This is a genomic window from Winogradskyella forsetii, assembly GCF_013394595.1.
Lineage (GTDB): Bacteria > Bacteroidota > Bacteroidia > Flavobacteriales > Flavobacteriaceae > Winogradskyella > Winogradskyella forsetii.
Genome location: NZ_CP053348.1, coordinates 133,830 through 157,306, shown reverse-complemented (window position 1 = coordinate 157,306; position 23,477 = coordinate 133,830). Strand labels below are relative to the sequence as shown.

The 23,477-nt window shown below is 35.6% G+C and carries 20 protein-coding genes; 6 read left to right on the top strand and 14 right to left on the bottom strand.

Annotated elements, in window-relative coordinates:
- Window positions 1–76: 76 nt before the first annotated feature.
- The 3 genes from HM987_RS00670 to HM987_RS00660 all read right to left on the bottom strand — a co-directional run bounded on the left by HM987_RS00670 (window position 77) and on the right by HM987_RS00660 (window position 3,103).
- The gene (locus HM987_RS00670) at window positions 77–1,114 is read right to left on the bottom strand and encodes an aldo/keto reductase (protein ID WP_179009785.1); all 1,038 of its coding nucleotides are present in this window, start codon (window positions 1,112–1,114) and stop codon (window positions 77–79) included.
- Window positions 1,115–1,354: 240 nt separating this feature from the next.
- Entirely contained in the window at window positions 1,355–2,314 is a 960-nt protein-coding gene (locus HM987_RS00665) for an OmpA/MotB family protein (RefSeq protein ID WP_179004369.1), read from the bottom strand.
- Window positions 2,315–2,341: 27 nt separating this feature from the next.
- A complete protein-coding gene (locus tag HM987_RS00660) occupies window positions 2,342–3,103 on the bottom strand; it encodes an exodeoxyribonuclease III (RefSeq protein ID WP_179004367.1) in 762 nt (253 codons plus the stop codon).
- Between the two features lie 494 nt (window positions 3,104–3,597).
- On the opposite strand from HM987_RS00660, the gene HM987_RS00655 reads away from it, so the two are divergent.
- From HM987_RS00655 to HM987_RS00645, 3 genes are all read left to right on the top strand, one after another.
- The gene (locus tag HM987_RS00655; protein ID WP_179004365.1) at window positions 3,598–7,062 is read left to right on the top strand and encodes a hypothetical protein; all 3,465 of its coding nucleotides are present in this window, start codon (window positions 3,598–3,600) and stop codon (window positions 7,060–7,062) included.
- Window positions 7,063–7,146: 84 nt separating this feature from the next.
- Entirely contained in the window at window positions 7,147–8,181 is a 1,035-nt protein-coding gene (locus HM987_RS00650) for a flavin-containing monooxygenase (protein WP_179004363.1), read from the top strand.
- Between the two features lie 251 nt (window positions 8,182–8,432).
- The gene (locus tag HM987_RS00645; protein ID WP_179004361.1) at window positions 8,433–9,011 is read left to right on the top strand and encodes a DUF3575 domain-containing protein; all 579 of its coding nucleotides are present in this window, start codon (window positions 8,433–8,435) and stop codon (window positions 9,009–9,011) included.
- Between the two features lie 96 nt (window positions 9,012–9,107).
- On the opposite strand, the gene HM987_RS00640 is transcribed toward HM987_RS00645, so the two are convergent.
- From HM987_RS00640 to HM987_RS00630, 3 genes are all read right to left on the bottom strand, one after another.
- Window positions 9,108–9,569, bottom strand: coding sequence for a lipocalin-like domain-containing protein (locus tag HM987_RS00640; protein ID WP_179004359.1), 462 nt, complete (start codon window positions 9,567–9,569; stop codon window positions 9,108–9,110).
- A gap of 36 nt (window positions 9,570–9,605) precedes the next feature.
- On the bottom strand, window positions 9,606–11,144 hold the full coding sequence (locus HM987_RS00635) for a glycine--tRNA ligase (RefSeq protein ID WP_179004357.1): 1,539 nt from the start codon (window positions 11,142–11,144) through the stop codon (window positions 9,606–9,608).
- A 75-nt stretch (window positions 11,145–11,219) separates the two neighbouring features.
- Window positions 11,220–12,104, bottom strand: a complete 885-nt coding sequence (locus HM987_RS00630; protein WP_179004355.1) for a hypothetical protein — start codon at window positions 12,102–12,104, stop codon at window positions 11,220–11,222.
- Between the two features lie 69 nt (window positions 12,105–12,173).
- Here HM987_RS00630 and HM987_RS00625 point away from each other — a divergent pair, with 69 nt between their 5' ends.
- Entirely contained in the window at window positions 12,174–12,851 is a 678-nt protein-coding gene (locus HM987_RS00625) for a ComF family protein (protein WP_179004353.1), read from the top strand.
- 115 nt (window positions 12,852–12,966) lie between these two features.
- Complete coding sequence (locus HM987_RS00620; protein WP_179004350.1) at window positions 12,967–14,583, top strand: Ig-like domain-containing protein; 1,617 nt, start codon at window positions 12,967–12,969, stop codon at window positions 14,581–14,583.
- Here the strand turns inward: HM987_RS00620 and HM987_RS00615 are convergent.
- The 4 genes from HM987_RS00615 to HM987_RS00600 all read right to left on the bottom strand — a co-directional run bounded on the left by HM987_RS00615 (window position 14,567) and on the right by HM987_RS00600 (window position 17,624).
- The gene (locus tag HM987_RS00615; RefSeq protein ID WP_179009783.1) at window positions 14,567–15,349 is read right to left on the bottom strand and encodes an amidohydrolase; all 783 of its coding nucleotides are present in this window, start codon (window positions 15,347–15,349) and stop codon (window positions 14,567–14,569) included. The two genes, HM987_RS00620 and HM987_RS00615, sit on opposite strands and share 17 nt — an antisense overlap.
- Window positions 15,350–15,352: 3 nt before the next feature.
- On the bottom strand, window positions 15,353–15,874 hold the full coding sequence (locus tag HM987_RS00610) for a hypothetical protein (protein WP_179004348.1): 522 nt from the start codon (window positions 15,872–15,874) through the stop codon (window positions 15,353–15,355).
- Between the two features lie 2 nt (window positions 15,875–15,876).
- On the bottom strand, window positions 15,877–16,407 hold the full coding sequence (locus tag HM987_RS00605; protein ID WP_179004346.1) for a hypothetical protein: 531 nt from the start codon (window positions 16,405–16,407) through the stop codon (window positions 15,877–15,879).
- A gap of 74 nt (window positions 16,408–16,481) precedes the next feature.
- Window positions 16,482–17,624, bottom strand: a complete 1,143-nt coding sequence (locus tag HM987_RS00600; RefSeq protein ID WP_179004344.1) for a methionine aminotransferase — start codon at window positions 17,622–17,624, stop codon at window positions 16,482–16,484.
- Between the two features lie 82 nt (window positions 17,625–17,706).
- Here HM987_RS00600 and HM987_RS00595 point away from each other — a divergent pair, with 82 nt between their 5' ends.
- Window positions 17,707–19,842, top strand: a complete 2,136-nt coding sequence (locus HM987_RS00595; protein WP_179004342.1) for a S46 family peptidase — start codon at window positions 17,707–17,709, stop codon at window positions 19,840–19,842.
- 167 nt (window positions 19,843–20,009) lie between these two features.
- Here the strand turns inward: HM987_RS00595 and HM987_RS00590 are convergent, their stop codons facing one another.
- From HM987_RS00590 to ald, 4 genes are all read right to left on the bottom strand, one after another.
- Entirely contained in the window at window positions 20,010–20,489 is a 480-nt protein-coding gene (locus HM987_RS00590; protein WP_179004340.1) for a very short patch repair endonuclease, read from the bottom strand.
- Window positions 20,490–20,615: 126 nt separating this feature from the next.
- Complete coding sequence (locus tag HM987_RS00585; protein WP_178990783.1) at window positions 20,616–21,332, bottom strand: Bax inhibitor-1/YccA family protein; 717 nt, start codon at window positions 21,330–21,332, stop codon at window positions 20,616–20,618.
- Window positions 21,333–21,525: 193 nt separating this feature from the next.
- The gene (locus HM987_RS00580; protein WP_178992077.1) at window positions 21,526–22,221 is read right to left on the bottom strand and encodes a zinc metallopeptidase; all 696 of its coding nucleotides are present in this window, start codon (window positions 22,219–22,221) and stop codon (window positions 21,526–21,528) included.
- 125 nt (window positions 22,222–22,346) lie between these two features.
- Window positions 22,347–23,447 (bottom strand): alanine dehydrogenase, encoded by a 1,101-nt coding sequence (gene ald / locus HM987_RS00575; RefSeq protein WP_179004338.1) that lies wholly within the window; start codon window positions 23,445–23,447, stop codon window positions 22,347–22,349.
- Between the last annotated feature and the right edge of the window lie 30 nt (window positions 23,448–23,477).

Genomic DNA, 23,477 nt, shown 5'->3' with positions numbered 1-23,477 from the left:
TTGAAGAAATTTTATTTTTAAAAAAGCACTCGTCTGCGACGAGCGCTAACTCGGAGACGAGTGCTAACTTGTTGGATTATGGCGCGGGATTTGGTATTTCAGCATGAACTTCGTTAATCGCTTTTATAACTTCTTCTGATAGCGACAGATTAATACTATCAATATTTTCCTTTAACTGATCAATACTTGTGGCTCCGATAATATTACTGGTTACAAATGGTCTTTCGTTTACAAAGGCTAATGCCATTTGTGCTAAAGACATTTCATTAGCTTCTGCTATTTTAAGATAGCGTTTGGCAGCTTCGGTAGCTTGTTCGCTACTGTAACGTGCAAATCTTGGAAACATATTTAATCTTGAATTCTGGTCATCCTTACCTTTAATGTATTTGCCAGATAGCACACCAAAAGCCATTGGCGAATAAGCTAATAACCCAATATTTTCTCTATGGGCAATTTCTGCCAAATCACCTTCAAAAACACGATTTATTAAAGAGTACGCATTTTGAATGGTAATCATTCGTGGTAAATCCTGTTTTTTGGACTCATCCAAATAACGCATGGTTCCCCAAGCTTTTTCGTTAGAAATTCCGACATGTCTTATTTTTCCAGATTTTATAATGTCATCTAGATTATGAAGGATTTCGTTAAAATTATCTTCCCATTCATCACTTGGATTAGGTTTATAATCTCGCGTTCCAAAAGTGTTGGTATCACGTTCTGGCCAATGCAGTTGGTACAAATCAATATAATCGGTTTGTAATCGTTTTAAACTATTATTGACCGCTTCGTTTAGTGCTGCTTTACTAAAACCATTGGTTCTAATATGTGCTGTATAGTCTCCAGGACCTGCAATTTTTGTAGCCAAAACCACGTTGTCTCTGTTTCCTGTTTTAGCGAACCAATTTCCTATGATGCGTTCGGTTTCCGCATAAGTTTCTGCTGTGGCTGGCACAGGATATAGTTCTGCACAATCGAAGAAATTAACGCCTTTGTCTAAAGCATAATCCATTTGGGCAAAACCTTCATCTTGGGTATTTTGATTGCCCCAAGTCATGGTGCCAAGACATATTTTACTGACTTTTATAGCTGTGTTTGGTAGTGTTGTGTATTTCATACTATTTCCTGCGCCTGCCTGTCGGTAGACAGGAAAGCAGTCCCGAAGTTTCGGGATCATTTTAGTTTAACTTAAAAGCATAAATATAAGAAGACCTCACAGGTTTTTGTAACCTGTGAGGTCTAAATATTTGTTAATATATCATTTTGAGCTGCTTTTTAGCGACGAGGCAATCTGTTTAATTTGAGTTACATTTTAAAAGATTGCCACGTCCTTCGTCCTCGCAATGACAATTATGAACTATATCTCATTCAAAAGTTTTGAAATCTCATCCAACTTAGGCGTCAAAATCACTTCAATACGTCTGTTTTTAGCTTTTCCTTCCGCAGTATCATTAGTTGCAATAGGTGCAAATTCTCCTCGACCAGCTGCTGTTAGATTTTCAGGATTGATAGCTTCATTTTCCCTTAGGATATTCACTATGGCAGTTGCCCGCTTTGCAGACAAATCCCAGTTACCACTCAATTGGGCATTCCCATTGTAAGGCACATTATCGGTATGGCCTTCAATCAATACTGAAATTTCAGGATTTTCAGCCAAAACACTACCTAATTGTTTTACAGCTTGTTTCCCTTGTGCGCCAACGTACCAACTTCCCGATTCAAACAACAATTTGTTTTCCATGGAAATATATACTTTGCCATTGCGTTGCTCTACCGTTAAGCCTTTACCTTCAAAATTGGTTAAGGCTTTAGAAATGGCATCTTTTAATTTGTTCATGGCAGCATCTTTTGATGCAATCACATTTTCTAATTCTGCCACACGTTTCGAACGGTTTTCCAATTCTTGCTTTAAGGTATTTAAACGTTCGTTTTCTGCTGCTAAGGCTTGCTCCTTCGCTTCTAATTGTGCTAAAAGCTCTCTGTTTTTTTGCGAATTTTTTGCAATCGATGCCGAACTATTTTCTTCCAAAGCTTTGTATGAAGCCTTCAACGTCTCTAGATTTGATTTAGCGGCTGCATATTCACCCTGTAATTTATCGCGTTCTGCAACGGCTTCATCATAAGCTGTTTGCAATTGATCTAATTCGTTAGAAAGTTTGGTTTTATCACTTGATAAGGTTTCCACTTCGTCCGTTAAGCTTCGATTTTCCTTTTTTAAATTGGTGTACTTATCTTCTAAATCCGTGTATATTTTTTTTGATACACATGAGCTGAATAATGCAAGTGTTAGGGCTAATAATGAAATTTTTTTAATCATGTTTTATAATTTAGGTTAAGTTTAATTTTATACATCTAATTCCAATAAAATTGGACAATGGTCACTATGAACCGCATCGGTTAGTATAACGCTGCGTTTTATTTTTTCTTGTAAGGGTTCACTAACCATGGCATAATCCAATCGCCAACCTTTGTTATTAGCTCTGGCATTTGCGCGATAACTCCACCAAGAAAATTCCTGACGCTCAGGATGTAAATACCTAAAGCTATCGATGAATCCGCTGTCAATAAATTCGCCCAACCACTCGCGTTCTTCTGGTAAAAATCCTGAAACACCTTTCATTTTTGGGTTGTGGATATCTATTTCCTCATGGCAAATGTTATAATCGCCACAAACCACCAAGTTTGGTATTTGCTTTTGAAGTTCATTTAAATACTCATGAATGAGATTCATATACTCAAACTTATGGGATAGTCTGGCGTCGTTGGTTCCAGATGGTAAATACATGCTCATTACGGAAACGGTATCATAATCGACTCTAATATTTCGACCTTCAAAATCCATGGATTCTATTCCTGTTCCGAATTCAATATGGTTTGGTTTCTTTTTGCATAGAATAGCAACACCGCTATAGCCTTTTTTTTGGGCGCTGTACCAATAATTATACTCATAACCTGCTTCGGTAAACAAATCCAGGTCAAGTTGTTCTTCCATCGCTTTAATTTCTTGCAAACAAATAACATCAGCATTTGTGGCTTTTAACCAGTCCACAAAACCTTTTTTTACGGCTGCTCTGATACCATTGACGTTGTAAGAAGCTATTTTCATAATCTAAAATTTTTATTAGTACATGACAAAAATAAAAACATGTAATCCTAATGCCACAAATACACGAATTTTATTTTGTGAATAAGTTGACTAAACATCTATTGACCGAAATCAATAGGATTATTAAACAGACTTTTAGTCTGTTTTATTCGTGAAATAGATAGTCAATAATTTAATTCGTTATTTCAATAACTAATGAATTCGTGACAATTCGTGAAATTCGCGGCTGAATTTATAAGAGTCGATGCAAAATGATTTAAAATGAATACCCAATTTTTAAATACTAGTGGTTACCACGAATTCCTTTTCCGTTGGAAAAAATAACACAGTATCAATTTGTGTCACGTAATTACAAAACTTATGTATTTTTTTACCAAATGCCTAAATTAAATAATACGCTACTTTTACACCATTATTTTAAGCATGTTTTAACGAAAAGTTCTAAACAACTGCAACCATAAAATATTCTGCGCTTAAAACAGTTATTAAACTACATGAAAAACGTACTACTTTTTCTTTTAATTCTATCTGGTTTTTTGGGTTTTTCCCAAGAGCAAGAGCCAAATTTTAGACTAAAGAAGGTAGCCGTTGAGGATTCTATTCAAATTGATTCCGTGAGTATCAATCCCACACGATTTTCGGTTAGAACAAAAGATAATAAAATCTTGGATTCGACATTATATACTATTGATTTTGCTAAAGCTATTTTGCGTTTCAAACAACCTACTGAAATTGATACCATTCAAATTTCGTATTTACGTTATCCGAAATTTCTAACTCAAGTTTACAGGCAATTGGACGATGCGGTGATTGTTGAGCGTTCATCACAGTTTCAGCAATTATATACCTTACAAAATACAACCACTAAAAACACATTTACGCCTTTTGATGGCTTGACGACTTCAGGAAGTATTTCGCGAGGTGTTACCATTGGAAATAATCAGAACTCGGTATTGAACAGTGAACTCGATTTACAGATTTCTGGAAAACTGAGTGATAAAGTCTCACTGAGGGCTTCCATTCAAGACGCTAATATTCCATTGCAAGAAAGCGGTTATTCCCAACGGTTGGATGAATTTGACCAAGTATTTATTGAATTGTTTAGTGACGATTGGAATATAAGAGCTGGCGATATCGATTTGGAAAACACCGGAAGCTATTTCGCGAATTTTTCAAAACGAGTTCAAGGATTGTTGGTCAATGCTAATTTGAGTGAAAAAACATCTGTTTTTGCTTCTGGAGCTTTGGTGCGAGGTCAATTTACGACGACACAATTCACTGCGCAAGAAGGGAATCAAGGCCCATACAAATTACGTGGTTCCAATAATGAATTGTACGTGCTTATCGTTTCTGGTAGTGAAACGGTTTATGTCAATGGCATTCCTTTAGAACGTGGCGAAAACAACGATTATATTATTGATTATAACGCTGGCGAACTTATTTTCAATCCCACATTTCCTATTACTTCCGAAATGCGAATTACGGTCGATTACCAATTTAGCGAACGGAATTATTCGAGGTTTACCGTTTTTGGTGGTGCCAACTATAACACCGAAACTTTAAAATTAAATGTGTCCATTTACTCTGAAAGTGATGCCAAAAACCAGCCTTTGCAACAAAATTTATCTACAGAACAAACCCAGATTTTAGCAGCTGCAGGAGACGATCAAGATTTAATGACAGCGCCTTCTGCGGCATTAGCTACGTTTTCTGACAATCGGATTTTATATCGGAAAGAAATCGTTGGCACGGAAGAAATTTTCGTGTATTCCAATAATCCCGAAGACGAGTTATTCAGCGTTCGGTTTACTTTGGTGGGCGCTAATCAAGGGAATTATGTGTTGACGAATTCTAACGCCATCAACAACATTTATGAGTATGTGGCACCAATTGCAGGCGTTCCTCAAGGCACTTACGAACCTATTATTCAACTCGTAGCACCAGAACGATTGCAAATTGCTATTGTTAACGGGCAATATAAACCAAGCGAAAAAACAGATGTCTTTTTTGAATTGGCTGGAAGTAAAACCGATAACAATCTATTTTCGAGTTTAGACGATAACGACAATGATGGTTACGCTGGAAAATTAACCCTAAAGCAAAAGATAATTCAATCAGATAGCCTTTGGAATTTATCCGCACTCGTTGATGCCGACTTTATTCAAAAGGATTTTAGAACCATTCAACGTTTGTATAGAGCGGAATTTGGACGCGATTGGAACTTGGATACACCAGAAGGCAACCAACGGAATTTCAATTTTGGGAATCAATTGTTATTTACATCTGGATTACAATTAGCACATTACCAAAAAGGGATAGCCACTTATAATTTTGAGCATTTAAATTATTCTGAAAATTTTAATGGAAACAGACATCATATTACAGCTAATTTAAGATTGGGTAATTTCAGGATATTTTCGAATTCTAGTATTCTAAATAATGAAAGTACCATTAACCGCTCTACTTTTTTTAGGTCTTTTAATCGTGTGGTTTATGGTAAGAACAACAAATGGGCTGGCGTGAAATTTTCAACGGAAGATAATGAACAACGTGCGATTACAACCGATTCCTTAACACCTTTGAGTCAAAAGTTTAAGGCATACGAAGCCTTTGTCGGCATAGGCGATAGTACTAAGGTTTTTGCAGAAGTAGGTTACATTAAACGTTTTAATGACAGTTTACGAAATAATACTTCGACTACGCTCAGCACAGGTAAATTGGAACGTGTTAATAGTTCAAACACCTATTATTTAAAATCGCGATTGATTCAGAATAAAAATACAACACTTCAATTGTATGCTAATTATAGGGATTTAAAGTCCGAAGATGATAACATAGATAATGAGCAAAGTTTGAATAGCCGATTGAATTACAATCAAAAATTATTCAATAACCTCATCATACTAAATACCAATTACGAAACTAATTCCGGTACTTTAGCACAACAAGATTTTACTTATGTTGAAGTGGAAGCAGGACAAGGCGCTTACACTTGGATCGACTACAACGAAAATGACATTCAAGAATTAGATGAGTTTGAAATTGCGCAGTTTGCAGACCAAGGCAGTTATATTAGAGTCTTGCTGCCCAATCAGGTTTTTGTGCAGACCCATCAAAATCGCTTTGGGCAAACAGTGACCATAAATCCACAATCTTGGAATGTTTCTGAAAATAAATCAAAGCAATTTTGGTCACATTTTTACGACCAAGCATCGTTCATAGTGGATAGTAAAAAGTTTAAAAGTGGAAATTCATTTAACTTGAATCCCTTTGAAGCTTTAAAAGATGATTTGGATATAGAAGATTTCGTATCCATAAATTATAGTATTAGAAATGTTCTGTTTTTCAATCGCGGGAAACAACGCTATACCACCTCATATACCTTTCTAACTAATAAGAGCCGGAATTTACTTTCTACAGGGTTACAACAAAACAAAACTAACAGCCATCAACTTAATTTCAACCATAAATTTAATGTGAATTGGTTGGTAAATACTTTGGCCAGTTTGGGAAAAGAAGACAGTAGAAGCCAGAATTTTTCCAACCGAAATTATACGCTTGACAATTATCAATTTAACCCAAAACTCAGTTATTTATTTAGCGAAAATGCCCAATTTGATGTATTTTATCAATACACTTCCAAAGAAAATACTATCGGTAGTTTAGAGTCTTTGACACAGAATAATTATGGCTTGTCCTTTACTTATAATAATGCCCAAAAAATAGCATTGACGGGCGAGTTCAACTATTTTCAAAATAAATTTGAAGGAAATGCCAATTCACCAATTGGTTACCAAATGCTTGAAGGCTTGCAACCAGGAAAAAACTTTACGTGGAGCTTATTGGCGCAAAAGAAACTAACCAAGTATTTAGATTTGAATTTGAATTATTTTGGACGGAAATCGGAGACGTCTGAAGTTATACACACAGGAACTGTTCAGTTGAAGGCTTACTTCTAGCAAAAAAACAAAGTTTTAGATCCCATGATAACTTGTGTGAAACCGTTAAAAATGGTATACTGTCCAAAACACTGACAATACAGAATGAAAGACTTTGTAATTATAGGAGCTGCACAAGCAGGACTCTCTATGGCCTATTTTCTTAAGCAAAAGCAAAAGGAATTTTTGATAATTGATAAAGAAAAAGAAATTGGAGCGTCTTGGCTTAACCGTTGGAGTACCTTAAAATTATTCACGCCTGCAGAATTTAACCATTTACCAGACGTGCCTTTTCCTGCAGCAAAAGGGCATTATCCAGACAAATACGAGGTAGCATCTTATTTTAAACATTATGCAGAAACGTTCCAATTCCCGATTCAATTAAACACGTTGGCTCAAAGTATTCAGAAAAAGAACGACTATTTTATAATAAGAACAAACCAACAAGATATTACCAGTAAGCATGTTATCATCGCTACAGGACCCTTCCATGTTCCCTATACACCAAAGTTTCACAACAAGCTTTCAGACTCCATATACCAAGTTCATAGCAATTATTATAAAATGCCAGACCAATTACAAAAAGGACCTACTTTGGTCGTTGGTGGTGGAGACAGCGGTTTTCAGATTTTAGATGAAATTTCTAAGCACACCAAGGAAACTACCTATTTTTCTGGTGATACAAGTATTAGAACGTTACCTCAAGAAATCTTAGGAAAAACGTTATGGTGGTGGTTTACAATCACTGGATTTTTAAGCTTTAGTAAAATGTCATGGCTAGGAAAAAAAATAAGCCAATCTAAACAACCGATAATTGGTACGGATGTGAAATCAATTATTAAACGCGATAGCGTTAAAGCTGTTGGCTACACTATTGACGCGGAAGAAAACACAATTAAAACTGCTACCAAAACGCTTACCGATGTAAAAAATATTATTTGGGCCACAGGCTACAAACCGAATTTTGAATGGATAGAAGACATAGAACTTGCCAAAGATGGTTACCCAAAACATCATAGAGGTATCAGCACTACAGAAGGCATTTATTTTATTGGTCTGCCTTGGCTACATACACGAGGCTCTGCAACATTGGGAGGTGTAAAGAAAGACGCTGCCTACTTAGCGAATCATATATTGTGAAAATTGGGATAAATCATTTAAAAGTACACATTGGAGACATTTGAATTTGAATTATTTAATAAGAACATCAGTGACTTTTAAAATGAATGTTGCAAGGAGCGTTCTGTTGAGATTTAATGGCTAATTTTTGAGCAAAGAATATTACTTTTCTGACGCAACCTTTTTCTACTTTTGGTATCTAATAAAAAATTATTTACCATTTTTTTGTATAAATTTTGATCATAATAATTGAACTAAAAAAAAATAAACAAATGAAAAAAGCCCTATTAGGATTACTCCTTTTTACATCTTTTGCAACTTTTGCCCAAGATGACATTGAAGAAAACGTAAAACACCATGAAGTTAAGGTGAACGCTTTTAACCTTATTATTTTTAAGTCTGTAGATTTCTCCTATGAGTATTTAATTGATTCAGAATCTTCGATTGGAGCTACTGTACTTTTTAATCTACAAAATCAAGAGGATAGAGATTTTGAAGACGGCCCTGTTTACGCCGAAAAATTTGCCTTTACGCCTTATTACAGACGTTATTTTTCAAGTAGATACGCTTGGGGATTTTTCTTAGAAGCCTTTGGCATGTATAGCATTCAAGAAGATAGAGATGAAAACTATATCTACGACCCCATTTTTGATGACTATGAGTATGTCTATTCCGATGAAACTTCTAATAGCATCGCTTTTGGAATGGCTGTCGGCGGAAAATTTGTAAGTAAAAAAGGATTTTTATTTGAAGTTTTTGGAGGTGTTGGTAGAAACATTTCAACTTCTAACAATGATATTGGGACTGAGTTTGTACCACGATTAGGTGCAACTCTGGGTTGGAGGTTTTAAATTAGGGAAAATAATATGTAAAAAAATAGCAGAAAATATTAAAACGTAAAGGTTAGTTCTTTCCTGCTATTTTTTAAACGATGTTATTTTTATGCTTTAATTCGCTTTAGTGTACGTGTCTATATAAATGAACGTTTCACTGTTATATGTTTCTTCGTATCTTAATTTCAGTGTTGTAGTATTCAGCTCTATTATTTCTTCACTATAAAAATCGGTTTCATCATCTACATCAAAAAAAGTAAGGGTATTGCCTTCAATTGAATAATTTTCAATCGATGAATAGGATTGGTCACATGCATCTCCATAATAATCGATTTGCGCAACCTGTGTTCCATCATAAATAAATGTTTCTAGTAATTGGCAATCGGTTAAGTCGCCAGAATCAACACCATTTTCAGATTGTGCAGACCATGTCCATGAGCCTATAATTAATTCAGCATTTGTAGAAGAAGGGTTTAAACTATCATCATCACTACTACAGGACAAGAAAATTCCAACGGATAAGACTAAAAAGATTCGGGATATTTGTTTCATTTGTTGTGAGGTTAAATATTTCATCGTTTTGGTTTAATTGCACATAATTCAAGAATTTGGTTACATCTTCTGCAGCCAATGCTTCACATCAACCTCAGCTTTTATAATAGCCTTTAAATCTTCAATCTTAACACGTTTTTGTTCCATGGTATCTCTATGACGAATCGTGACCGAATTGTCTTCTAATGTATCATGATCCACAGTAACACAAAATGGTGTTCCGGCAGCATCTTGTCTTCTGTAACGTCTTCCAACGGTGTCTTTCTCTTCATAAGCTACGCTGAAATCCCACTTTAAATCTTCAACAATTTGTTGTGCGATTTCTGGCAAACCATCTTTTGCCAGTAAAGGAAATATGGCCGCTTTTACAGGAGCCAAAACCGCTGGTAATTTTAAAACCGTTCGTGTTTTGCCATCTTCAAGTTCTTCCTCTTCTAATGCGTTTGAGAACACCGCCAAGAACATACGGTCTAAACCTATGGATGTTTCTAGAACATAAGGTGTATAGCTTTCATTATCTTCATGGTCAAAATATTGTAATTTTTTACCTGAATATTCTTCGTGTTGCTTTAGATCAAAATCGGTACGCGAGTGGATGCCTTCCAATTCCTTGAATCCGAATGGAAATTTAAATTCTATATCTGTAGCAGCATCCGCATAATGTGCTAATTTTTCATGATCGTGAAAACGGTAATTATCTTCTCCCATGCCAAGCGATAAATGCCATTTCATTCGGGTTTCTTTCCAATGCTCAAACCATTCTTTCTGAGTACCTGGCTTGATGAAAAATTGCATTTCCATTTGTTCAAACTCACGCATTCTAAAGATGAATTGTCTCGCCACAATTTCATTTCTGAACGCTTTTCCTGTTTGCGCGATACCAAACGGAATTTTTAAACGTCCTGTTTTTTGAACGTTCAAGAAATTCACAAAAATACCTTGGGCTGTTTCTGGTCGTAAATACAAATCCATTGCAGATTCTGCGGAAGCACCAAGTTTTGTACCGAACATTAAGTTGAATTGCTTAACGTCAGTCCAATTTCGACTTCCAGCCACAGGACATGCAATTTCCAATTCTTCTATCAACGCTTTTACATCGGCTAAGTCTTCTTTTTCTAAAGATTGCCCTAGACGTTTTAATATAGAATCGATTTTTTCTTGATAACCAACTACGCGCGGATTAGTAGAAACAAATTCCTCTTTATTGAAAGCGTCGCCAAAACGCTTTTCAGCTTTTTTGACTTCCTTTTCAATTTTGGCTTCAATTTTAGCACAATAATCTTCTACTAAAACATCAGCTCTGTAACGTTTTTTAGAATCCTTATTATCAATTAAGGGATCGTTAAATGCATCAACGTGCCCAGAAGCTTTCCAAGTGGTTGGATGCATAAAAATTGCCGCATCAATACCTACAATATTGTCGTGCATTTGTACCATGGCTTTCCACCAATAGTCTCTAATATTTTTCTTTAACTCTGCTCCGTTTTGGGCATAATCATATACTGCACTTAGTCCATCGTAGATTTCACTACTCTGAAACACGTAACCATACTCCTTTGCGTGAGAGATTACTTTTTTAAATTGATCGTCGTTTGCCATAATGTTGCAAAAATAGAAAACCGCTCTTATTAACAGAACGGTTTTTCAAAAATTATCTTTTAATTTTTATTTTCCTTAGTTGAGTTCAATACTTGTGCTACCAAGTTTTACATTTTCATGAAAAACGTTGATAAAATAATACCCTTTAGAAAACGGTTGATCGTCTTCATCTGCAATAATAGCTGAACAAATTTCTAAATTGTTGTTATTATAAGACACTACTTCTTTTTTACTGTAATTTAAAGACACATTTCCAAAGACTACTTCTCCTTTATCAGAAACCACATTACCTTCCGGACTTACAATTTGAATATAAAGCGTTTTATTTCCTTTTAAGGCTAAAGGATTTTCATTGAGCGTAATGCAAACATCCATAGCATTGGCGCGTCTTGCACGATCGGTAGTACGCTTTTTACCAGACTTTAATTTATAAGATTGTACATTGACATTACTCGCTTTTAATATTGCAGCATTATCAATAGATCTATTTAAAGAATCATTTGCTACTTCAAGAGCATTAATGGTGCTTGTTTTCTTTTTTATGGTATTTAAAGCATAACGTTTTTCCTTCTGCAATTTTATATTCGCAGAATTTAGAGAGTCTATTGTACTCAGTAGTACCTTACTCTTTGACTTTAAAACTATAAGTTGCTCCTTAAACCTAGTAATTATGGATAAATCACTTTCTAATAATCTTAAAGAATCTAAGGCAATCTTAGTTTCCACTTTTGCTTCTTGGAGCTGCGAAGCCATAAGATTATAGTCTTGGCCTAGTTCGTCGTAACTTGACAACATGTCTGATAATTCGGTTTCTATCAAACTTTTTTCTTGCTCTAAAAATACTTCGTAGGATTCAATGGACTTATATTTGTCAAAGCTATATATTCCTAAAACAGTTAAAACGACCAATAAAGAACTTATAATTAATCTGTAGTTAAATAATTGAGGGTTAACTATCATTATTAATTTCTTAATTAAATGCGAAATTAGGATTAAATGTATTACTATTTTATTTTATTCGATTAAGTGATGATAAACTTGTTAAACTTATTCTTTCCCCTGGTTTGCGAAGCTTGCAATAACGTATTATCTGACAATCAGGAGGTTTTATGCACAACTTGCAGACATCATTTACCTGTAACCAACTTTCATTTCGACAATGCTGAGGATGTAAAAAAGATCGTTTATGGTCGTGTAAAACTAGAAAATGCAACAGCATTAATGCATTTTTCCAAAAAAGGGATTGTTCAACAAACCCTTCACAATTTAAAATATCGAGGACATGAAGAGATTGGTGCTTTTTTCGGCAAATGGCTAGGTAAAGAACTATCAACTCTAGAGGCTTATAAGACTATTGATGTGGTAATACCTGTGCCCTTATACAAATCAAAATTGAGAAAGCGCGGTTACAACCAAGTGGCTAAGTTTGGACAAGAAATTGCAAAAGCGCTACAAACGGATTATAACGATTCGGTTTTAATAAAAACAAAATCGACCAAAACACAGGTTTTTAAAACCAGGTTAACACGCTGGAATGACGATGGTGCCATATTTGACATTTCAGAAAATAAATCCTTAGCTGGAAAGCATATTTTATTGGTAGATGATATTATTACAAGCGGAGCAACAGTTGAAGCCTGCGCCACAGTTTTGTTAAAAATTGATGATATTAAGTTAAGTCTCGCTATGATGGCCATTGCGGATTGATTTCCTACTTGCTTGTAGGCAGATTTCGTTTCATAATATTAGAATAATTTGGAAAATCTTACGTTTTGTATAAAGGTATTTTAATTGTTTCTTTGTGCTAAATTATTTTAAATAGATGCGTTTACTTGTCGTGCGAATTTTAAGTCTTGTTTTAATTGCAATCAGCATTGCAAGCTGCGCGAATCGTGGCAATCCAACAGGCGGAGAAAAAGATATTGAACCACCTGTAATCGTAGAGTCAGATCCAGAAAATTATTCTACTAATTTCAAGGGTGACGAGATTAGAATCTATTTTAATGAGTATGTTAAAATAAAAGATCTTAGAAAACAACTTATTATTTCGCCTCCAATGGATACAGATCCCATTGTAACACCAGCTGGTGGAGCGAGCAAATATATTTCTATTACAATTCAAGATACCTTAAAAGACAACACCACCTATGCTTTTAATTTTGGTGAAAGCATTGTTGATAATAACGAAGGAAACCCTTACCCTTATTATCGCTATGTATTTTCTACAGGAGATGTAATCGATTCATTATCTGTTAAGGGTTACGTAGAAGATGCTTTGCTAAAAGAACCAGATACCTTTGTGTCAGTGATGCTTTATGAAGCAGATTCTACCTATACGGATTCAATTGTCTATAAACAGAAACCAAGATATATTACCAATACACTCGATAGTGTCACAACCTTTAGCATCGATAATGTGAAAGCCGGAACTTATAAACTGATTGCTTTAAAAGACAAAAACTCAAATTATACATTTGATCAGAAGGACGAAAAAATAGGCTTTAACGAAGGTTTTATTACAGTACCTGAAGACTCAACTGCTTCCAATAAGCTAACACTCTTTAAAGAACGTGTAAATTTTAAAGCCATTAGACCAACACAGGACGGTGAAACTAGAATTATTTTTCCATACGAAGGCGATTATGAAAATATGCGTATTGAACTTCTAGGCGACCAACCAGAAGGCTATGAAACCCGAATTGTAAAGGATGTAGAAACCGATACCTTATACTATTGGTACAAACCAAAATTTGAAATCGATACTACTTTCTTCACTGTTACCAATGGAAAACAGATTGACACTTTTAAGCATCGTTTTAGAACTATAAAAGCAGATTCTTTAAAAATGACGGCTTTAACTAAAGGGACTTTAAATTATGATGACGAATTTACCATGGAAGCCAATATTCCTTTATCTAAAATTGATACCACAAAAATTAAATTAATAGATAAAGATTCACTTGCTGTGCCTTATAGAGTGCAATACGATTCTATTTTCAATCGCTATGAATTTCCAATAGATAAACAAGAAGGGCAAAAATATAATTTTAAGATGTTGCCTGGCACATTTACCGATTTCTATGATAATACCAACAAAGACACTTTGAATTATACGGTACAAACAAAGATGAAATCTGAATACGGTAACATAAGGGTTAACCTCAGAAATGCGAAATTGCCTCTAATTGTACAACTTGTAAATGAAAAAGGAGACGTGCTCTATGAGCGTTATGCCAAAGATTCTCCCGTTGTGGATTTTACAAATTTACAAGCTAGACAATACAGTTTACGTGCCATTTATGATGCCAATGAAAATGGAAAATATGATACCGGGAATTACTTGATGGGCATCCAACCAGAGCGCGTTGCATATTCACAACCCATTGATCCGGTTCGTTCTAGTTTTGACTTTGTAATCGATTTTACATTAGAAGATTAAAATCATCCCTGTCATTTAGAAAATTTAGTTTTTTTCGATATTTCTCGATACTGTCCTTTTCTAAGGTTACAATCTCAGTGGCGATTTCGCTTTCAGATATAGTGTCTATTCTTTTCCCTAAAACATCGTAAGCCGCAGAATGACCAGAATATTCATATTGGTTCCCATCCAGCCCTACTCTATTTACACCAATGCAATAGACCATGTTTTCAATAGCTCTTGCTTTTAAAAGGGCATCCCAAGCATCAATTCGAATTTTAGGCCAATTGGCAACGTAGATCAAAAGGTCGTAGTCTTCAACATTTCTTGCCCATACCGGAAAACGTAAATCATAACAAACAAGCGGACAAATTTTCCACCCTTTATAATTGAAAATTACTTTTTCTGTTCCAGCAGAATAGACCTCGTGTTCACCAGCTAATGTGAATGTATGGCGCTTATCGTAGTGTGTCATATTTCCTGAAGGCTCCACACAAACCATCCGATTATAAAAATTGTTATTTTCAGAAATAACAAGACTTCCCATTATAGCAACCTGTTTTTCCTTGGCTTTCGTCTTTAACCATTTCAAGGTTTTTCCGTCCATAGTTTCTGCTACAGAAGTTGGATTCATGGTAAAGCCAGAGGTGAACATTTCTGGTAAAACAACAAGATCGACACCTGTTGAAATGGTATCGATCTTATCATTTAATAATCGTCTATTCTCTTCTGGGTTTTCCCAGACTAAATCCGTTTGTATTAAGGCAACTTTTAGGGCGTTACTCATCATTTATAATCTTCCTTTGGCTTTCTTTAGTTTACTGGTCAATTTTTCAAGTTTATCCAACCATTTGCGTTCATCCTCAGGAGACAACTTCCCTTTTCTTTTTAGCTTTTCGTATTTGCTTTGTGATTTTTCGAGATTGCGCTCGGCCTTTTCAAAATTAGACTGCAACTTTTCTTTCTTCTTTAATTCCTTTTCAGCTTTTTTCAGCTCTTTTTCTGCCTTTTTTTGTGCTTTTTCTGCTTTTTTTGCCTCTTTTTCCAGCTTTTCAGCCGCTTCATTATGTCCTTTAATCTTTTCTTCTGCTTCTTTTCTCTTTATTTCTTCAAGTATCATTTTATCAGAAATAACAACGGCTTCTTTTAAAATAAAATTTTTTTCTTCGTCAGTTAATGTTTCCGTGACATCTTTGCCATCTAAGAATATTTTTTCATCTTTGACTTCATAAGTTTTTCCCTCGCTCTCAACCTTTTGAGCATTTGAAAGCATTATAAACATAAAACCTACTATTGTTAATATATATTTCATTTTTATTTGTTTAAGTTATTCATTTCCATTTGAGCCTCATTTAAATCTTCTTCTAACGTCTTAAGTTTTTCTTCCCACTTTTCTATGTCATTCGGTGATAATTTACCTTTATCTTTAAGCTTTATGTATTTTTGTTGTTTACTCTCTAGACGTTTTTTCGCTTTAAGATAGTCTTCACGAGCCTCTTCTTGTGCTTCAATCTTTTCTTCTAGCGCCTTTTGCTTTTCTTCAATTTCATCCTGTTTCTTTTCAGCTTCTTTTTGTGCTTTTTCTAATTCTTTTTGTTGATCCTCTAATTTACTTTGCAATTGCTCCGCTTCTTCCTGGGCTTTTCTTTTGGTTTCTAAGATAGTCTCAATTTCTGCTTTACGGTCTTCTGTTAAACTTTCCGTTACATCATCTCCATTGTTTTTAATGGTACTGCCTTTTACCTCATAGACTTTTCCATCCGCTGTAATAACACGTTCACTACTACCGCAAGATACGATTAAGCCCACTAAAAGACAATAAATTAGTTTTTGATATTTCATCATATATTTGTTCAAGTTTGTTCTATAATTTAGACACATGTATAGCCTAAAGTCACTCTATTAATATAGATTTAACATTATACCGTATTAATAATTTCTGCTGCTTTTACTAAAGTGTCATCCGTTTTTGCAAAACAAAACCGTAATACCTTATCATCCTTACTATTTTCATTAAAAACCGATAATGGAATCGCTGCAATTTTAAAATCTTTGGTCAATCTTGTAGCGAAATCGATATCACTCTCGGCTGTAATATTAGAATAATCCAAAACTTGAAAATACGTGCCCTCTGAGGGTTGAAATTTGAATCTGGATTCTGAAATTAAATTCAAGAATAAATCACGTTTGCGCTGAAAAAATGTATCCAAACTTAAATAGGTTTGCGCATTTTGCATATAATCTGCTATACCCTTTTGTGAGGGATGATGCACCGAAAACACATTAAATTGATGCACTTTTCTGAATTCTGCCATTAAATGTTCTGGAGCACAACAATAGCCAATTTTCCAGCCTGTGTTATGAAAAGTCTTTCCGAAGGAAGCGGTTATAAAACTCCGTTGTTTTAAATCGTGAAATAAACAGACGCTTTGGTGTTGTGCATCATCAAACAAAATGTGCTCGTACACTTCGTCGCTCAATACAATAATATTGGTGTTTTCAGTTAATTTCTGAAGTTGAAGCATATCGTCCTTAGACCAAATAGTGCCACTTGGATTGTGTGGTGAATTAATGATAATCATTTTAGTTTTGCCCGATATATTTGAAGCGACTTCTTCCCAATTTACTTTATAATTCGGAGCAGATAATTGAATAGGAATTGTTTGTCCTCCATTGATTTCAACGGCTGGTTGGTAGCAGTCGTACGCTGGTTTAAAAATCAGGACTTCATCTTTCGGTCTTATAAATGCTGAAATAATTGTATAAATCGCTTGGGTTGCTCCTGCCGTAACCGTGATTTCCTTTTCAGGATGGTAGGTGCTTTTGTAAAGCAATTGATATTTATGAGCAATTGCCAAACGTAAATCCAAATTCCCAGCCATTGGTGCATATTGATTGTAACCATTGTTCATGGCTTTGGTTACCAAATCATTCAACTTTTGTGAACTAGGGTAATTTGGAAATCCTTGCGACAAGTTTATGGCATTGTGCTCTTTTGCCAAAGCACTCATTACCGTGAAAATTGTGGTGCCAACATTGGGCAATTTTGATTTTACATTCATAAAACTGTAAGCTTTATCTTTTAAACATTAAAGATATAAAACAAGCTTTTCTATCTTTACAAAAACTAAATAAATATTGATTATGCGCTTTTTAAAAATTCTTTTTCTCTTTATAGTTTTTCAAGTTTCGGCCCAACAAGGTGGTATGTGGATTCCTTCACTTTTAGAAGGTATGAACGAAGACGAAATGCAAAGTTTAGGCAGTAAGTTAACGGCTCAGGATATTTACGACGTTAACAATTCCAGCTTAAAAGATGCCATTGGTCATTTTAATGGTGGCTGTACCAGTGAAGTGATTTCAGATCAAGGTTTGGTGCTTACCAATCATCACTGTGGTTTTAGTCAGATTCAGTCCCATTCCTCTTTAGAAAACGATTATTTAAAGGATGGATTTTGGGCGATGAATTTAGAAGAAGAATTGCCAAATAATGGGTTGTTCATAGAATTTATTGTGAGTATTCATGATGTAACGGAAGTCGCTCTAAAGGGTGTAACCGATGCGATGACCGAAACGGAAAAACAATCGCAAATCTCAAAAAACACCAATGCAGCGTTAAAAGATTGGCCAAGGGAATCGTGGCAGGATGCAAAGACCAAAGCGTTTTATGAAGGCAATCAGTATTTTCTTTTTGTAACAGAGCGTTTTGACGATATCCGTTTGGTTGGTGCACCACCAACTAGTATTGGTAAATTTGGTAGCGACACCGACAACTGGGTATTCCCTAGACATACTGGCGACTTTTCATTATTTCGGATTTATGCCGATGCTAACAATCGTCCTGCAGCCTATAGCAAGGACAATGTGCCTTACAAGCCAAAGCATTTTTTACCGATCTCATTAGATGGTATTGAGGAAGGCGATTTTACTTTGGTATTTGGTTTTCCTGGGACTACAAGTGAATATTTACCCGCCGTTGCCATAGAACATATTACCGAAGAATTTAATCCGACAAATATTGCCATTCGCGAAGCCGCTCTAAAAGTCATTGACCGAAAAATGAAAGAAAGCGATGACGTACGGATTAAATACGCGTCTAAACAAGCACGAATCGCCAACGCTTGGAAAAAATGGATTGGCGAAAATTTGGGAATTGAAAGAACTAATGCGGTTGAAAAACGACGTGAATTTGAAACTACGTTTACCAAAGCCTTAAAAGAAAAAGGATTAGAGGATAAATACGGAAACATCCTAGCAGAATTTGATAAACTTTATGAAGAATTTGCGCCAATAAATATTAAGCGAAGAAACTTTATTGAAGTCTTTTTAGTGACCAACGAGCTAATGCAGATGACTTACAGAGCGTATCAAGTGGAACAAGCAATTCTCGACAATCCAGAAAACCTTGAAAGAGGAAAAGAGTATTTAATTGGTCAGTTGAAAAAGATTCATAAAAATTATGATGAGGACTTAGACAAAGGAGTTTACCTAAATGTGATGCCTTTATACGGCAAACCTGTAGATGCTTCAATTTATGACAATTCTGCTTTTACCAATTTAGATTCAGCTTTAAAATTATTGGAAGGTGATGCTGATGCTGTGATAAAAAATCTAAACAACGATGCGGCTTATACCTATGCAAAACCAATTATTGCTGAATTTTTTAATAGCATTGATGCTGAATACAAAGAAAAAAACGCACCGATTACAGCATTACAAACCAAATATATGACGGCACTTATGGAAGCGTTGCCCAATGAACGGTATTTTCCGGATGCCAATAGTACGCTTCGTGTGACTTACGGACAAGTGAGAGGCTATTCGCCAAGAGATGCGGTTTATTATGAACCCGTTAGCCATTTAGTCGGTGTCATGGAAAAGTATGTGCCAGACGATTACGAGTTTGATGTGCCACAAAAACTAATTGACTTATACGACACTAAAGATTACGGTCAATACGCTGATAAAAATGGAAAAATGCCAGTTTGCTTTTTAGGTACCAATCACACCACAGGTGGAAACTCTGGAAGTCCAGCTATTGATGCCGAAGGTAATTTAGTCGGATTGAATTTCGATCGTGTTTGGGAAGGTACCATGAGCGACATGAATTATGATCCATTAATCTGCCGAAACATTATGGTAGATTTACGCTATGTGCTTTTCATTGTTGATAAATATGCTGGTGCAAAGCATCTGATTGATGAGATGGCATTGGTGCATCCTAAGAAGGGTAATGGTAAGAAGAAGAGAAAAAAGAGGAAGAAGAAAAGAAACAAATGAGTTGGCAGTAGGCAGTAGCTGAAATGTAAATATTATTTAGACCTCACAGGTTTTTAAAACTGCGTGGTCTTTTTTCAATACTTAATATTGAAATTTAAGCGTCGGTTCGAGTGAAACTGCTTTTTTTGGGCAGTTTTGTATCGAGAACTCTATCATTAATAAAGAGTTCAAATTTGTTCGATTGGTTTTGCCATATCCAAATACACCATCACATCATTAATACAAGTCTTCAGATTGTTTTTGACTTCGTGATCCCAAAATCTAAAAATGGTAAAACCTAGTTCCGTAAGTTGGTCGTTGACTTCACGATCGCGCTGCATATTCCGTTCAATTTTGGGTATCCAAAACCCACGATTGCTTTTTAGTTTGTCTTTTCGCTCATCCCAGTTATAGCCATGCCAAAACTCGCCATCAATAAAAATAGCCAATTTGTATTTTTTAATACTTACATCTGGTCGTCCTGGTAGTTTTTTGCTATCGACACGATAACGTACGCCTTTTTTCCAAAGTGCTTTGCGAAATAACAGTTCTGGTTTGGTGTTCTTAGCACGAATTTTACTCATTATTTTTGAGCGTTTCTTTGTGGTATAGAAGCCTGATTCCTCATTGAATCTTGGTACTTTTATTTTTTCTTTGGAATACAACATGTTTTCCTAAGATACAAATTTCAGGAAACTATTATAATACTTCTACTCGCCATTATGATTCGTAAAAAAAGCCCTGATTCCTCAGGGCTTCTAATTTTATAAATTATGTAAATGATTTTAGGAAGATTAATCCCTAGACATAAAGATTCTAAGAATATACCAAAACAATAACATTAAGGATGCAAACAGACCTAATGCTGCTGGAATATAATCCTCAACACCATATTTTTTAACCAAATTAGACGTTTGGTATAATATAGAACCTCCTGCTAATAAGCACATAGCTACAGAAAACCATAATCCTAAGTTAAAACCGAAAATAGTTCCTGCTATAATTAAACCAATGGCTATAAAGAAACCAATGGTCAATCCTGTTTTTAAGAATGAAAAATCGGTTTTTGTCATTAAAACTGCAGCCGATAATCCAGTAAATAAGGCTAAGGTCACAATAGCTGCTTGGTTAAGAATTTCCGGACCTGATTCCATATAGAACGCAGCTATATATATCATCGGCACAAAAATTAAAGCTTCAAAAAAGATATAAATACCATAAGCCAAATATTGCATGTTCTTATCTGATGTACGCAATGCCATACCTTCCGCATAATTTGTAGCGAGCATAAAGCCACCAAGCATTAGCAACCATTTATAACCTTCGGTCATTGAAAGCATAAAATCTACTATAGTGTCGCTTTGCAATAAAAGATATTCAAATAAAATGAAAGCAAGTACTCCGCCTGCAACGTGCGCGTAAGTTTTTTTGTAAAAGGCAACACGATCAACATCTGAAAGACTGCCAATCATGATTTTTCCTTGGGATTCGTTTGGGAATTGATTTTCCATAATGTAGTTTAGTTTAGAAGAACTAAAGTAAGTGTTTTCGTCATAGCGTACAAAAAAGCCCTGAATTTTTTCAGAGCTTTTATACCTTTTCTTATTTCCTCAATTAGTCTTGGTTCTTTCTCGATAGCAATCGGGACTAAAAGTGACTTGTGCCGAACTTGTTTCAGTAAGCGGTCTAGACTTTATTTTGAAATTAATCTCTACCACCAAAAACCTGAAGTGCCCAATACAACAACGAAGCCAATGCACCAATTGCAGCCACCAAATAAGTCCTTGCCGCCCATTTAAGTGCGTCTTCAGAACCAGCATATTCTTCTGGTGTTACCATATTCTTGTTTTTTAACCAAGCCAAAGCTCTGTTACTTGCGTCGTATTCTACAGGTAAGGTGATAAAGCTAAATAATGTGGCAAAGCCCATAAAAACCAGACCTGCAACAGCAACCCAATAGCCTAGGCCGACTCCGGCAGCAGCTCCTAAAATTAAGCCACCAATAACTAACCATTGCGACATCCCAGAGGTCACACTTACAATGGGTACCAAAGCAGAACGCATACCTAATGCACTATAGGCTTGTGCATGTTGTACAGCATGGCCACACTCGTGGGCAGCAACCGCAGCCGAAGCCGCATTGCGTTGGTTGTAAACCGATTCACTTAAGTTAACGGTTTTATTTTTTGGGTTGTAATGATCTGTTAATTGTCCTGGTGTAGAAATCACTTCTACGTCGTAAATACCGTTATCAGCCAACATCTTTTCTGCAATCTCTCTTCCTGATAAACCGTTGCGCAATTGTACCTTAGAGTACTTAGCGAACTTACGTTTAAGTTGATTACTAACTAACCAGCTCACTAAGGCAATAGCACCAATCAGTATGTAATATCCCATCATTCCACTCATAATTCGAAAATTTTAATTTATGTAAATTTACTAAATGGATAGCAAATAATAAGCCAAATTAAAGTTAAGAACTAAAATTTGGCTATTGTCATATTTCGGTATGTCAGAAGTGCAGTTTACATGGCATCAACGGACCAGTTGAAGGCTTCAGCAATTTCTTCATATACAATCTTCCCTTTCACAACGTTCAATCCTCTGGCTAAAGTTTCGTCGTTTTCACAAGCTTTTTCCCATCCTTGGCTTGCTAAACGTAGCACGTAAGGTAAGGTAACGTTGGTTAATGCCAAAGTGGAAGTGTACGGAACAGCTCCTGGCATATTAGCCACACAATAATGAACCACATCATCAATGATATATGTGGGATCTTCGTGCGTTGTGGCTCTGGTTGTTTCCATACAACCGCCTTGATCGACAGCAACATCGACGAGTACAGTTCCTGGCCGCATGTCTTTTAGCATATCGCGCGTAATTAATTTAGGTGCTTTTGCACCTCTTAATAAAACACCACCAACAATTAAATCGTGATCTTTAATGCGTTTTCTGATATTGTATTCGCTTGAAAATTCGGTGACCACATGACTTGGCATTACATCATTTACATAACGCAACTGTTTCATGTTAATATCCATAACTGTAACATGAGCACCTAAACCAGCAGCCATTTTGGCCGCTTGAATACCAACTACACCAGCACCTAAAACCAATACTTTTCCTGGTGGTACACCTGGAACGCCTCCTAATAAAACACCACGACCTTTAATCGGTTTCTCTAGGTATTTTGCGCCTTGTTGAATGGCCATTCTTCCGGCAACCTCAGACATTGGAGTTAATAAAGGTAAGGTGCCGTCTTTGTCTTCAACGGTTTCATATGCAATACAAACCGCTTTGCTCTTTAACATCGCTTTGGTCAATGGTTCGCTAGAGGCAAAGTGAAAATATGTAAACACCACATGATGCGATTTTATTAAGGGATATTCTTCGGCAATTGGTTCTTTAACTTTTACAATCATGTCGCTAGAGGCATAGACCTGTTCTATGGTGTCTAAGACTATGGCGCCAGCATCTATGTAATCGAGATCCGAAAACCCACTGCCAAAACCAGCGTCTTTCTGAACGTAAACTACGTGCTTATTCTTCGTTAATTCGAAAACGCCTGCAGGTGTCATACCAACGCGGCTTTCATTGTTCTTGATTTCTTTTGGGACTCCAATTTTCATTTTTTGTAGATTTTGAGATTAATAGCAGGA

What these genes read in the sequence shown, in the direction of transcription:
- HM987_RS00670 (WP_179009785.1), bottom strand. Translation starts at nt 1,114, where the DNA reads ATGAAATACACAACACTACCAAACACAGCTATAAAAGTCAGTAAAATA.
- HM987_RS00665 (WP_179004369.1), bottom strand. Translation starts at nt 2,314, where the DNA reads ATGATTAAAAAAATTTCATTATTAGCCCTAACACTTGCATTATTCAGC.
- HM987_RS00660 (WP_179004367.1), bottom strand. Translation starts at nt 3,103, where the DNA reads ATGAAAATAGCTTCTTACAACGTCAATGGTATCAGAGCAGCCGTAAAA.
- HM987_RS00655 (WP_179004365.1), top strand. Translation starts at nt 3,598, where the DNA reads ATGAAAAACGTACTACTTTTTCTTTTAATTCTATCTGGTTTTTTGGGT.
- HM987_RS00650 (WP_179004363.1), top strand. Translation starts at nt 7,147, where the DNA reads ATGAAAGACTTTGTAATTATAGGAGCTGCACAAGCAGGACTCTCTATG.
- HM987_RS00645 (WP_179004361.1), top strand. Translation starts at nt 8,433, where the DNA reads ATGAAAAAAGCCCTATTAGGATTACTCCTTTTTACATCTTTTGCAACT.
- HM987_RS00640 (WP_179004359.1), bottom strand. Translation starts at nt 9,569, where the DNA reads ATGAAATATTTAACCTCACAACAAATGAAACAAATATCCCGAATCTTT.
- HM987_RS00635 (WP_179004357.1), bottom strand. Translation starts at nt 11,144, where the DNA reads ATGGCAAACGACGATCAATTTAAAAAAGTAATCTCTCACGCAAAGGAG.
- HM987_RS00630 (WP_179004355.1), bottom strand. Translation starts at nt 12,104, where the DNA reads ATGATAGTTAACCCTCAATTATTTAACTACAGATTAATTATAAGTTCT.
- HM987_RS00625 (WP_179004353.1), top strand. Translation starts at nt 12,174, where the DNA reads ATGATAAACTTGTTAAACTTATTCTTTCCCCTGGTTTGCGAAGCTTGC.
- HM987_RS00620 (WP_179004350.1), top strand. Translation starts at nt 12,967, where the DNA reads ATGCGTTTACTTGTCGTGCGAATTTTAAGTCTTGTTTTAATTGCAATC.
- HM987_RS00615 (WP_179009783.1), bottom strand. Translation starts at nt 15,349, where the DNA reads ATGAGTAACGCCCTAAAAGTTGCCTTAATACAAACGGATTTAGTCTGG.
- HM987_RS00610 (WP_179004348.1), bottom strand. Translation starts at nt 15,874, where the DNA reads ATGAAATATATATTAACAATAGTAGGTTTTATGTTTATAATGCTTTCA.
- HM987_RS00605 (WP_179004346.1), bottom strand. Translation starts at nt 16,407, where the DNA reads ATGATGAAATATCAAAAACTAATTTATTGTCTTTTAGTGGGCTTAATC.
- HM987_RS00600 (WP_179004344.1), bottom strand. Translation starts at nt 17,624, where the DNA reads ATGAATGTAAAATCAAAATTGCCCAATGTTGGCACCACAATTTTCACG.
- HM987_RS00595 (WP_179004342.1), top strand. Translation starts at nt 17,707, where the DNA reads ATGCGCTTTTTAAAAATTCTTTTTCTCTTTATAGTTTTTCAAGTTTCG.
- HM987_RS00590 (WP_179004340.1), bottom strand. Translation starts at nt 20,489, where the DNA reads ATGTTGTATTCCAAAGAAAAAATAAAAGTACCAAGATTCAATGAGGAA.
- HM987_RS00585 (WP_178990783.1), bottom strand. Translation starts at nt 21,332, where the DNA reads ATGGAAAATCAATTCCCAAACGAATCCCAAGGAAAAATCATGATTGGC.
- HM987_RS00580 (WP_178992077.1), bottom strand. Translation starts at nt 22,221, where the DNA reads ATGATGGGATATTACATACTGATTGGTGCTATTGCCTTAGTGAGCTGG.
- ald (WP_179004338.1), bottom strand. Translation starts at nt 23,447, where the DNA reads ATGAAAATTGGAGTCCCAAAAGAAATCAAGAACAATGAAAGCCGCGTT.